At 71.6% G+C, this 11,824-nt stretch carries 9 protein-coding genes and 1 tRNA gene; 2 read left to right on the forward strand and 8 right to left on the reverse strand.

Translation table 11 applies throughout. From position 1 onward, the window contains the following. Positions 1 to 26 precede the first annotated feature (26 nt). The 5 genes from G443_RS02975 to G443_RS02995 form a co-directional block, all read right to left on the reverse strand. Positions 27 to 100, reverse strand: a tRNA-Leu gene (locus G443_RS02975). A 300-nt stretch (positions 101 to 400) separates the two neighbouring features. Further along, positions 401 to 1,615, reverse strand: coding sequence for a cytochrome P450 (locus G443_RS02980; RefSeq protein WP_051313726.1), 1,215 nt, complete (start codon positions 1,613 to 1,615; stop codon positions 401 to 403). Positions 1,616 to 1,992: 377 nt separating this feature from the next. Then, the gene (locus G443_RS02985; RefSeq protein ID WP_026418129.1) at positions 1,993 to 3,210 is read right to left on the reverse strand and encodes a cytochrome P450; all 1,218 of its coding nucleotides are present in this window, start codon (positions 3,208 to 3,210) and stop codon (positions 1,993 to 1,995) included. A 46-nt stretch (positions 3,211 to 3,256) separates the two neighbouring features. After that, positions 3,257 to 4,510, reverse strand: a complete 1,254-nt coding sequence (locus G443_RS25290) for a cytochrome P450 (protein WP_245588733.1) — start codon at positions 4,508 to 4,510, stop codon at positions 3,257 to 3,259. Between the two features lie 14 nt (positions 4,511 to 4,524). Then, positions 4,525 to 5,253 (reverse strand): methyltransferase domain-containing protein, encoded by a 729-nt coding sequence (locus G443_RS02995; protein ID WP_051313724.1) that lies wholly within the window; start codon positions 5,251 to 5,253, stop codon positions 4,525 to 4,527. Between the two features lie 574 nt (positions 5,254 to 5,827). On the opposite strand from G443_RS02995, the gene G443_RS03000 reads away from it, so the two are divergent. Next, positions 5,828 to 6,610 (forward strand): class I SAM-dependent methyltransferase, encoded by a 783-nt coding sequence (locus G443_RS03000; protein ID WP_051313722.1) that lies wholly within the window; start codon positions 5,828 to 5,830, stop codon positions 6,608 to 6,610. Between the two features lie 35 nt (positions 6,611 to 6,645). Here G443_RS03000 and G443_RS03005 read toward each other — a convergent pair whose 3' ends face one another. The 3 genes from G443_RS03005 to G443_RS03015 are packed head-to-tail and all read right to left on the reverse strand — an operon-like array spanning position 6,646 to position 10,381. Next, positions 6,646 to 7,677, reverse strand: a complete 1,032-nt coding sequence (locus G443_RS03005; RefSeq protein WP_155886068.1) for a methyltransferase — start codon at positions 7,675 to 7,677, stop codon at positions 6,646 to 6,648. Positions 7,678 to 7,724: 47 nt separating this feature from the next. After that, entirely contained in the window at positions 7,725 to 9,416 is a 1,692-nt protein-coding gene (locus G443_RS03010) for a hypothetical protein (RefSeq protein ID WP_026418126.1), read from the reverse strand. A 20-nt stretch (positions 9,417 to 9,436) separates the two neighbouring features. Continuing rightward, positions 9,437 to 10,381, reverse strand: a complete 945-nt coding sequence (locus tag G443_RS03015; protein WP_026418125.1) for a cucumopine synthase-related protein — start codon at positions 10,379 to 10,381, stop codon at positions 9,437 to 9,439. Between the two features lie 230 nt (positions 10,382 to 10,611). Here G443_RS03015 and G443_RS03020 point away from each other — a divergent pair, with 230 nt between their 5' ends. After that, positions 10,612 to 11,814, forward strand: coding sequence for an IS110 family RNA-guided transposase (locus G443_RS03020; RefSeq protein WP_035291653.1), 1,203 nt, complete (start codon positions 10,612 to 10,614; stop codon positions 11,812 to 11,814). Positions 11,815 to 11,824: the final 10 nt, after the last annotated feature.

Raw genomic sequence — 11,824 nt, forward strand, 5'->3', positions numbered from 1 at the left:
GGCCGTATCGCCCGGCGAAAGGCGAGTGCCCCCGGTGCGACTCGAACGCACACTGGACGGATTTTGAGTCCGCTGCCTCTGCCGATTGGGCTACGGGGGCGTTGCTGCCCTTACTTTAGCCAACCGCGCTCACCGGGACGCAACGGGTCCCCTTTGCCGGGACCAGCCACCGCCCGGCCCCGGCGGCCGACGCGGAACCGCTGTTCACGGTGCTCCAGCTCGACGGCGGAGCGCCGGGACGCGGTGAGCCACGCTCCGGCCGCTCGGATCGTGACCCGGCGGCGCTGGCCAAGGTCAGGACGTCGGGAGGAGGTACGCGGCGCGGCGGTGGCGGCCCGCATCCCGGGAGGCGGACCGGCTCGCGTCGCGGGGACGTGGCGACCGGGCGCGTGGCCCGGCCTCACCACGACACCCGCAGCTCGGTCGGCCCCCGCATCACCAGCCCCCGCCGCCACGGCACCTCCTCGGCCGGGCCGGCCAGCCGCAGGGTCGGGAACCGTCTGACGAGTTCGCCGAGGGCGATCTGCAGCTCCACCTTCGCCAGCTGCGCGCCGATGCAGTGGTGGGGCCCGTGGCCGAACGCGACGTGCGGGTTGTGCCGCCGAGTCAGGTCCAGGCGCTCCGGGTCCTCGAACACCCGCTCGTCCCGGTTCGCCGCCGACGTCGAGGTGAACACCGCCTCTCCTGCCCTCACCAGCCCGCCCGCGATCTCCACGTCCACCTTCGCCACCCTGGGCAGCGTGACGCCGTTGACCAGTGGCACGAACCGCAACAGTTCGTCCACCGCCCGGGGGATGAGTTCGGGCTGGTCGACCAGCTGTTCCCAGCGCGAGCGGTCCGAGAGCAACAGGAAGCAGGAGTTGCCTATCTGGTTGGCCGTCGTCTCGTGGCCCGCGATCAGCAGGACGAGCGCGAACATGACCAGTTCGTCCTCGGAGAGCCGGTCCGCCTCGCCCGGCACGGTGGTGTCCCTGGCCGCCACCAGATCCGCCAGGAGATCGTCGTGGCGGTGGACGCGATGCCGTTCCACCAGGTGGGCGAAGTACGCCTTCATCTCCGCGAGCGACGCCGCCGCCTGCTCGGCGGTGTACGCGGTGGTCGAGAGGACGGCGTCCGACCACGGGAGGAAGTTCGCCCGGTCCTCGTAGGGAACCCCGAGGATCTCGCAGATCACCTGCACCGGGAACGGGAGGCCCAGCGCCGTGACGAGGTCGGCGGGCGGCCCCGTGCGCTCCACCGCGTCCAGGAGGTCCGAGGCGATCCTGGTGGCCCGGGGGCGGAACGACTCCAGGCGGGCGGGGCTGAACGCCGGTGCCGCCAACCGGCGGAGCCGGCTGTGGTCCGGTGGGTCCAGGCCGGCGATCGTGTCGTCCGGCCTGCCCACGGCGGTCATCCGGGGAACCGAGTCGCCGGCGGCGGCCGCCGCGCTGAACCGGGGGTCGGCCAGGACGGTGCGCACGTCCTCGTAGCGGGTGACCAACCAGCCCTCACCGCCGAAGGGCATGCGGATCCTGGCGAGCGGTCGTTCGCGGCGGAGCCGCCCGAAGAGCGGGTCGATCTCGATCCCGTCGATCTCGGACAGGCCGAAGACCATGTCCGTGGTCGTGTCCGTCATCTCTCGTCCGTTCGTCGATCAACAGGGTCCGTGCGCCCGCCACTCGCGGGTGCGCCGTCGGATCGGAGGTCCGCTCCAACGCGTCTCCCCGGGACGTCCGGGCTGGGGCACCCCCGGTGGACCGGGGGCGGGACCGATCCGGTCCAGCACGCCTCGCGGTCGCCCGTGGGCCGCGCGGCCCGCCGCCTCGCCCGCCTGCCACGAGGCGCGGACCGCAGGTCGTGCCCGGGCCTGGCGCACCTCCCCGCCAGGGGCGGGGCGCCTCGGGCGGCGGGACACCCGGGACCACCGGCCCGACCAGCGCCCGGGGTGGATCCGGGGCGGGGGCGCGAGCATCGCGGCAGGGTCCTGGCCCACCGTCCCGGCCGCCGTCGGTATCACCACGTGACGCGCAGCTCGACCGGCCCCCGCATGACCAACCCACTCCGCCACCTGACCTCCTCGGGCGGGTCCGCCAACCGCAGCGCGGGGAACGTGCGCAGCAGTTCGCCCAGGGCGATTCGCAGTTCCATCCTGGCGAGGTGCGCGCCAAGGCAGTAGTGCGGCCCGTAGCCGAAGGCCAGGTGCGGATTGCGCTGGCGGAGCAGGTCGAGCTCATCGGCCCTGTCGAAGAACCGCTCGTCCCGGTTGGCCGCCGCCGTCGAGGCGAACACCGCCTCGCCCGCCCGGATGACACCCCCCGCCACCTCGACGTCCTCCGTCGCGACGCGGGGGAGGATCACCCCGTTGACGAGCGGCACGTAGCGGAGCAGCTCCTCCACGGCCTTGGGGAGCAGTTCGGGACGCCGCTGGAGGAGCTCCCACCGGTGGCGGTCCCGCAGCAGGAGGAAGCAGGAGTCCCCGATCTGGTTCACGGACGTCTCGTGACCGGCGATCAGCAGCACCGAGGCGAACATCACCAGTTCGTCCTCGCTGAGCTGGTCGCTCTCCCCGGGGCCGGGTGTGGCGTCGCGGGCGGCGACGAGGTCGGCGAGCAGGTCGTCGTGCGGGGCGCGTCGGCGTTCGGCGATGAGGTGGCGGAAGTACTCCTTCATCTCCTCCAACGCCACGACGGCCTCCTCGGGGGAGTGCGCCGTCGTGGCCAGGATCGTGTCGGACCAGGGCAGGAACCGCGCGCGGTCCTCGTAGGGGACGCCGAGCATCTCGCAGATGACCAGCACCGGGAACGGGAGCGCCAACCCCTGCACGACGTCTCCGGGTGGCCCGGCCTCGCGCAGCGCGTCGAGCAGCTCGGTGGCGATCCGCACTGCCTGGGGGCGGAAGGACTCGAGGCGGGACACGGTGAAGGCCGGGGTGGCGAGTCGGCGCAACCGCGTGTGCTCGGGCGGATCGAGCCCAGCGAGGGTGTCGACCGGTTTCCCCACCGCCGTCATGCGGGGAACGTTGTCGTTGGCCGCCGCCACCGCGCTGAAGCGGGGGTCCGACAGCACCAGCTTCACGTCCTCGTACCGGGTGACCAACCAGCCCTCGTCCCCGTAGAGCAGTTTGATCCGGCTCAGCGGCCGTTCACGTCGGGCCATCGCGAAGTGGGGGTCGATCTCGAGGGCGTCCATCTCCTCGAGGAAGCACACCCCCGACGCGTCTTCCTGACTCATCGTCTCGTCTCCTGGTCGGAACGGATGCGGAGGAACGTCGCGGTGCTCACCACGAGACGGCGAGCGCGGTCGGCCCGCGCGCCACCAGACCGGTGCGCCAGGGCACGTCGTCCCTGGGCGTAGCCAGCCGCAGCGAGGGGAGCACCCGGATCAGCTCGGTCAGTGCCACCTGGAGTTCGAGGCGGGCGAGGTGCGCCCCGAGGCAGTAGTGGGGCCCGTGCCCGAAGGCCACGTGCTGGTTGTGGACCCGGGTCGGGTCGAAGGTGTCGGGGTCGTCGAAGATCCGCTCGTCGCGGTTCGCCGAGGGGATGGAGACGAACACCGCCTCACCGGCCCGGATCGTGCCGCCCGCGACCTCGACGTCGCTGACCGCCACCCTGGGCAGCGTCACCCCGTTGATCAGCGGCACGAACCGCAGCAACTCCTCCACGGCCCGGGTGACGAGTCGCGGGTGCGCCACCAGCTGCTCCCACCGGGAACGCCGTTCCAACAGCAGGAAACAGGAAGCGCCGATCTGGTTGATCGAGGTCTCGTAACCGGCGATGAGCAGCAGGACCGCGAACATCACCAGCTCCTCCTCGCTGAGCTGGTCGGACCCTCCCGGCTCCGGCGTGGCGTCGCGGGCGGCGACGAGGTCGGCGAGCAGGTCGTCGTACGGGGCGCGTCGGCGTTCGGCGATGAGGTGGCGGAAGTACTCCTTCATCTCCTCCAACGCCTGGGCTGACTCGGCGCCGCTGAGCCCTGTCGTGGAGAGCACGGCCTCCGACCAGGGCACGAAGCGGGAGTGGTCCTCGTAGGGAACGCCGAGGACCGTGCAGATCAACCGGACGGGGAACGGGAGGGCGAAGTGCCGTACGAAGTCGGCGGGTCGCCCGGCGTCCACCAACTCGGTCAGGGTGTCCACGGCGATACGGGTGGCCAGCGGCCGGAAGGTCGCGATGCGGCTCGCCCGGAACGTGGGCGCGGCGAGCCGGCGGAGCCGGGTGTGTTCCGGTGGGTCGAGGCCGGCGATGGTCTCCGGGGGCCGGCCCGCCACCACCGTCATCCGGGGTACCTGGTCGCTGGCGGCGGCGGCCGCGCTGAACGCCGGGTGGGTCATCACGGTGCGCACGTCCTGGTAACGGCTGACCAGCCAGCCCTCCCCGCCGTGGGGGAGCCGGATCCGGCTCAGCGGGTGCTCCCGCCGGAACAGCGCGAACAGCGGATCGCTGTCGAGGGCCGGGACCTCGTTGAGGGTGAAGACCGGACCGGTCGGGTCCGGTGAGCGCGGGACACCCTCCACCTCGGCTCCGCCCGCCACGGAGCCCTCCGAGCTCACCGTCGCCCGGCCACGAGGTAGGTGAACGGGTACTCGAAGTAGGAGCCGTCGGGCAGCCGCATGGTGGAACGTCCCGTCAGTTCCTCGGCGGCCACCACCGCCCAGCCGGTGTCCTCGTACAGGGCTCGCAGGCTCGGCGAGTCCAGCTCCGTCGGCCGCAGGCCGCTGCGGGCGACCGCGGCCATCCCCGGTGGCGGGGCGGCGAACTTCCCGAGCATCTCCTCCACGGCGTCGGAGAAGGCCGGGGTGATCTCGATGTCGAAGACCCGCCCCCGTCGGCCGGTGAGCGTCGCCAGTGTCGTCAGGGCGGCGGGCCAGTCGGCCGGGTCCATCGCGTGCAGCACCCCGCGCAGGTGGACGTTGGCCTCACCGACCGTGGCGCGCAACCTCGCCGCGGCCTCCACGTCGGTGGCGTCGAGGACGTCGAACGACAGACCGGGACGGGCCCGGCCGCGCGCGGCGGCGATCGCCGCCGGGGAGACGTCCACGCCCACGACCACCGGGTAGTGCCTGGCGAGGTGGTCGGTCAGGAGACCGTCGCCGCACCCGAGGTCGACCAGGGGGAGCTCGGGAGCGAGGTGGTCGAGCATGACGGGGAGGTAGGGAGCCATCTCGGCACCCGAACCGAAGTGCCAGGGCGGGCTGGGAGTGCCGGCGTCGCTGGTGACGTCCCGCCAGTAACGTTCCCAGTTGACCCCGTTGTTTCGGCCGGAATCCAGAATCACGTGCGGTCTCCTCGTGCGGAACGGTGCGCGCTGATCGCGGCCGCCGGAACGGGCCACGGGGAAGCAGGTGGCGCGGGCCCGGTTTTCTGTGGTGGGTGCTGGTGCGTCCACGAACCGGGTGGTCAGGAATGGCGACATCGGAAATGCGGAGTCGTGGGCCGGTGGTGGAATCCATGACGTGAACCGCTGAATAGAGATATACCAACGTCGGTGACCCGTCGGCAAGAACGAGTGGGTGGCAGGGTGGCTGTTTCCCCCATCCGAGTAGGGTGAATTGGCTGATGGGCGGGTGGTCGCTCGCCCGGTGCGCTTCGTGAACCTGGCCTCGCTGATCGGGTGAACGGCCGTTCCTGACTCCTGGGATGACGTGTTCCGCGTCGTTTTCCGCGCGGTCGTGGGGTTCGGGATAATCCTGAACGGGGGGCTTTCCGCTCCGTCGGTTGGAGCAGTGCGGGAGGTCGTGCCGGCACGGTCGGTGAGAGCCGTCCACCGGGCGGGACGCTTCCGTCGCCCGAATTCCGGAATCGGAGCTCGAGGAGACCACGGAGCCCCCGCCGGGGAATAGCATTCCGGTATGCACACCGACCGGCAGCTGGTGGCGGACGAGTACTACGGGACCACCAGGATCCTGCGGGCACGCCAACGCCTTTTCGACTTCCAGCGTCCTCGGTTCGACCTCCACGACGACGTCGCCTCCGTGGTCGCCACCGCGCCGGGACCCGTCATCGACGTGGGGTGCGGGAACGGTCTGCTGCGCGCCCGGCTCGCCGCCCGCAGACCCGACCTGGACCTCTTCGGTGTCGATGTCTCCACCGGCATGGCGCCCGACGTGGTCGGGGACGTCCAGGCGTTCCCGGTCGCCGACGGCGCGGCCGGCGCCGTGGTGGCCATGCACATGCTCTACCACGTGCCCGACATCGTGACGGCGGTCCGGGAGATGGCCCGAGCCCTGCGGCCCGACGGCATCGCGGTGGCCACCACCAACGACTCGAGCTCGCTGACCGAGCTGTACACGCTGGCCGACCACGCGTTCGCCGACGTCGGCGGCGGGCCCGTCCCGCCTCGGCCGGACGCGCGGTTCGGCCTGCACCACGCGCACCTCCTGGCGGCCGCCTTCGGGGAGGTGGCGGTACGGCGACGCGCGTACACGGTCGTCTGCGACGAGCTCGAACCCCTGCTCGGGTACCTGGACTCCCTGCGTCCCGCGTGGCGACACCTGCTCCCGGCCGACGCTGTCTGGGAGGACTTCCTCACCGCCGCGGAGGGCAGGCTGCGAGCCGTCCTCGCGGGCGGGCACTTCACCGACCACGGCGAGGCCGGCATGATCATCGGGCGGTTGCCCCGCCGGGCCGGGTGAGCGTCCGCGAACGCCCTCCCGGCCGGTGGCGTCGACTACCGGCGAACCACCTCGAGGACGCACTCGGTGTCGGGGCGGACCCCGTGCCGGGCGTGTAGCAGCAATCCGGCTCGGTCGAGGAGAGCCGAGTACTCGTGTTCGGTGCGTTGACGTCCGCCGCACATCGCCGCCATCCACACGTCCAACGCGGGGATCACCGGGGTGCGGTCCCGAGCCGAGGGAACGAAGCCGATCACCAGCAGCCGGGCGCCCTCCCGCAGCACGGGGACGAGCGATCGGAGCAGGGAGACCGCGTCCTCGTCGTCGAGGCACGGCAGCACGTGGCACAACAGGTAGACGTCCCCGTCCTGGGGGAGGACCTCGCCGTCGGGCAGGCGGCAGCGGGAACGCACCCCCGACCGCCGCAGCTCCTCGGCGACCTGCTCCCGAGCCGCCGTGGGCACGCCGACCAGCGTCCCCACGAGGTGCGGTTGGGCGGCGAGCAGCGCCGTGAGGAGGCGCGCGCCCCCCGCGCCCACGTCGACCACGTGGCGCGCTGAGGGGAGATCCACCGAGGCCGGGACGAGTTCCGCGGCGACGCTGGCCCCCATCGCCCGCCCCACCGCGCCGGCCAGGGCCGGCGCCTGCGCGAGGTGGTCGAACACGGACGAGCCGTGCACCGCCGCGAAGGCGGACTCCCCGGTGCGCAGGGTGTGCTCGGCGGCGGACCACGCGGCCAACACCGGGGCCGTGTTCGCCAGTTCGAGGAGACCACCCAGCGATCCCGGCCCCTCCGCCAGCAGTTCTCCCGTGTCCGACAGGGCGAAGTGGTGTGGTGGGTCCTCCACGAACACGCCAGCCGCCTTTCCGGCGCGCAGGAACCGCGACAGCGTCGCCGGATCGGTCCCGGTCCGGTGGGCGAGTTCGTCGACGGAGGGCCGGTCCCTGGCCATCTCCCGGACGACGCCCGCCCTGACCAGAGCGGCGAGTGCCTGTCCCAGGCATCCCGCGGCGAAGAACCGGGCGAGCCGCAACGCCGCGGACGAGTCGGGAACCTGGGCTGGGCACGGGCGGGGGGATGCGGTCACCTCGAACTCCTCGGGGTGTCGGTCCTGGAGGGCCGGCGGGTGCCGGCTCACTCCGGGACGTGGCGGAGGCGGAGGCCGGCGAGGGGACCGGTGCGGGAGGTGACGGAGCGGTCGAACTCCGCCTTGGCGGTGGCCATCCGGTCCGCGATCGCCGCGACGGTCACCTCGTCGTGGTGGGGCGAGTTGGGGAGCAGGCGCAGCGCCGACAGCGGATGGCCGTGCGCGCCGTGCGTGAACGCGGGCAGGAATCCCAGCACGATCGGCGCGGCGACCTCGTGCTGGGGGTCCAGCCCAGCCAGGCGCTGGTAGAGGGCCTGCGTGTAACGGTTGGCGTCGTCGACGAGCAGGGGTTCCGCCCGGCCCAGTTCCGCGAAGGTGGCCGGGCCCCCCGGCGCCACCGGCCAGAACACCGACGCCATCCCGGGGCTCGTGGGGTTCACCAGTTCGTAGCCGAACTCCGGGAGGTGCGCGCGGAACACGTTGTTCATCGCGGTGACGTGGGCGAGGTGGACCCGGAACCCGGTCCTCCCCACGCTGTGGAGCGCGGCGAAGGCCGCGAGGATTCCCGCCGCGCCCCGGGAGTGCTCGATGGTGTGGTGCAGTACCAGGTTGCCGCCCCACGGCCGCCACTCGGCGGTGTGCGGGTCCTCGTGCAGGGTGTGCAGCTCGGCGGCGTTCCTGGCCAGGAAGGCACTGGAGGGGTAGGGGCAGAAGCCGGCCTTGTGGAAGTCGGCCGTCATCGAGTCCGCCCAGGCCGCCTCCGCGACGAGGTCGCTGACCTCGCGGAGGGCGGCGAGCGTCACCGGGTCGATCTCCAACGGGTTGCCGGGGAAGTCGTAGTCGCGGAAGAACAACCACGGCCAGCCGTGCGCGGTGTCGAAGTGCAGGTAAGGCCGGTAGGGCAGCGAACCGCTCAGACTGCTCAGGCCGGCGGCGACCAGGCCGACCGGATCGATGGTGTGGTCCATGATGCTCCCGCCGGAGAGCACCACGCAGGCCACCGGAGTTCCCCGTGCGACCAGGTCGGCCACCGTGGTGAGGACCCGCTCGGCGGTGGCCGCCCGGTCCCGTCCCGGTGCCGGCACGCGCACGCACGCCTCCGAACCCAGCCCGAGGAGAGCGCACACCGGCTCCACGCTGTCGTGGTTGTGCTCGGTCGTGACCACCACCGGCGCGGCCCCACCGGCCAGCCCGCGCCGGCCGGACTCGGGCAGGCACCGGTTCAGCCCGATCCGGACGGCGTACATCAGACCGGCCTTGCCGCCGAAGGAGAAGGTGCCGCCCGCGTCGTCGCGCGGCCAGCCAGCCAGGTCGGCGAGCTGTCGGACCAGCTGGCGTTCGATCTCGAGCGTGCCACCGGCCAGGAGGTCCCACAGCGCGTTGGGGGTGTAGAGCTGGGCCAGCGTGGCCGCGGTCACCGCGTCGAACAGCGGGACCGGGAAGATGTTGAACAGGTTGCCGGGGGCGTGGGCGCGCAGTTGCGCGCCCAGCCCGGCGGTCACCCCGCGCAACACCAGGTCGGGGTCGGACATGTGCTCGGGCACCGCCTCGAAGTCCCGCAGCCAGCCGAGGTCGGGAGGAGCCGTGCCCAGCCAGGCACCGTCGGGATGGGAGGGCACGGCCAGCGTGCGGAGCGCGTGGCTGAGCCGTTCGGGAAGCTGACCTCGGTTGTGCTCCGTGGGATGCAGCGTGCGGTGACGCAGTTCGGTCAGCGTCTCGACGAATTCCCTGCTGGGCATGGCTGACTCCTTCGACCGGATCAGACGGTCGCGTAGGCGTGGTCGGCGCCGGCTCGCCAGGGAAAGAAGTGCAGGTTCCAGGTGTTCAGGACGTTGGCGTACAGCGCGAGCGCGTTGATCAGGGCGAAGTACTCGTCACGCGTCTCCACGCCGGGCAGCGTCTCCAGGACGCGTTGGGTGAAGTCCCACAAGGTGTTGAGCCCGGTGTAGCCGAGGAACTCGGCGGGCGTCTTGATCAGCATCGGTGTGATGCGGAGGAGGTCGGTGAGGGAGATGTCGGTGGTGCGGGACATCGTCACCAGGCCGTTGAGGGCGGAGTAGCCCAGCGGCCGCACCTCGCCGTTGAGGAAGACGAGCGTGGAGAAGTACTGGTCGTAACTACCGGCGCGGCTGGCGATCCGCCCCTCGTGCATGGCGACGATCTCCTGGGGTGGATCGATCCACACCCGCGCGACCTCGTCGTGGATCTCCTCCACCAGTTTCTGCACGGCGGGGGAGTCCACCGGGGCGGTGCGCGGGAGCACGAAGTTCCGCACGTCCTCCCCCTTGCGCCGGACCCGGACCTCGATCACCTGCTTGCTGCTCCACGCCGCCTCCCAGCAGGCGCGGCCGGCGGCGCGCAAGGCCTCGACGTCCTCCGGTACCACGTGCCCGACCGGGGCGGCGGGGAGGTACTCGCTGAGCGGCCCGTACTTGACGGCGAGGTGTTGCAGCTGGGAGAGGAACACCGTTCCGTCCGGGGACTTCGTCCGGTCCTCCTTGTACTCGGCGCGGGTGTAGACGAGCTGGTGGTGGGGAACGAGGTGGTAGAGGTGGTTCCCGGATACCAGTGCGTGATTCTGGAGGCTGTTGTACGGGAGCAGTTCGTTCCACAGCAGATCCGCCAGCCGCGGATTGCGTTCCTCGTTCAGGTCGGCGGTGACGGTGATTCCGGGCTGCACCCATTCGATCTCGATCTGCCGCATGCTGTTCCTTATCTTCTAAGTCGGGTCTGTTCTGGTCAGTCGTAAGATCGGGAGGGCCCGGGGACTTCGGGTGTGGCTGTCATGTGGTCGCCGTTGGTGTGGCTTGAAAGGATTGGCCGCCCGAGGTCCCGCGACGACTCGACCGCTGATTGGGATGAGCGAACCGATCGCTGCATAAGGACGTGCCGGCGAGGTCGTCTGCCGGGTGTTCCGCACGAACGACGACGGAGGTGGCCGTGCCCGAACTCTGGGCCGGCGTGGACGCGGGCAAGGCCGCGCACCACTGCACGGTGATTGATACCGACGGCACGAAGGTGCTTTCCCGCCGGGTCGCCAACAACGAGGCCGACCTGTTGGAGCTGATCGGTGACGTACGGGCTTTGGCCCCGGACGTGCTGTGGGCGATCGACCTGAACTCCGGCGGGGCCGCGCTGCTGATCGCATTGCTGGTCAACCACGGACAGAAGCTGCTCTACATCCCCGGTCGCACCGTCCACCGCGCCGCCGGCACCTATCGTGGGGACGGCAAGAGCGACTCCAAGGACGCCTTCGTCATCGCCGACCAGGCCCGGATGCGCCGTGACCTGCACCCGGTGACCGCCGGCGACGAGATCGCGGTGGAGTTGCGGATCCTCACCGCCCGCCGCTACGACCTGGCCGCCGACCGCACCCGGGCGATCAACCGGCTGCGCGCCCAACTGCTGGAGTACTTCCCCGCGTTGGAACGGGCCTTCGACTACAGCACCTCCAAGGCCGCCCTGGTCCTGCTCACCGGCCACCAGACCCCCGCCGCACTGCGTGAGCGCGGCCGGGAACAGCTCGCCGACTGGCTGCGCGCCCGGAAGGTCCGCAACAGCGCGACGGTCGCCGCCGCAGTCGCCGCCGCCGAAGCCCAGTTCACCACCGTCCCCGGAGAGATGACGGCCGCGGCCATGGTGGCCCGGCTCGCCAAGGGGGTGATGGCCCTCGATGACGAGATCGCGGAGACCGACGCGCTCATCGAGGGCCGGTTTCGCCGACACCGTCACGCCGTCGCGGTCCTGAGCATGCCCGGCGTCGGGCCCCTGCTCGGAGCCGAGTTCATCGCGCTGACCGGCGGCGACATGGCCGCGTTCGGCAGCGCCGACCGGCTGGCCGGTGTCGCGGGCCTGGCGCCGGTGCCCAAGGACTCCGGACGAGTCCGGGGCAACCTGCGCCGGCCACGCCGCTACAACCGGCGCCTGCTGCGCATGTTCTACCTGTCCGCGCAGGTCGCCGCCCGCTGTTGCCCGACGTCGAAAGCCTTCTACGACAGGAAAAGGCGCGAAGGCAAGGCGCACAAACAGGCCGTCCTCGCGCTGGCCCGCCGACGCCTGAACGTGTTGTGGGCACTCATCCGCGACAACCGCGCCTTCCAGATCGGCACGCCGCAACCCGAAGCCGCAGCGGCCTGACGAGCTCACG

The organism is Actinoalloteichus caeruleus DSM 43889, assembly GCF_000429185.2.
In the GTDB taxonomy this organism is placed as follows: domain Bacteria; phylum Actinomycetota; class Actinomycetes; order Mycobacteriales; family Pseudonocardiaceae; genus Actinoalloteichus_B; species Actinoalloteichus_B caeruleus.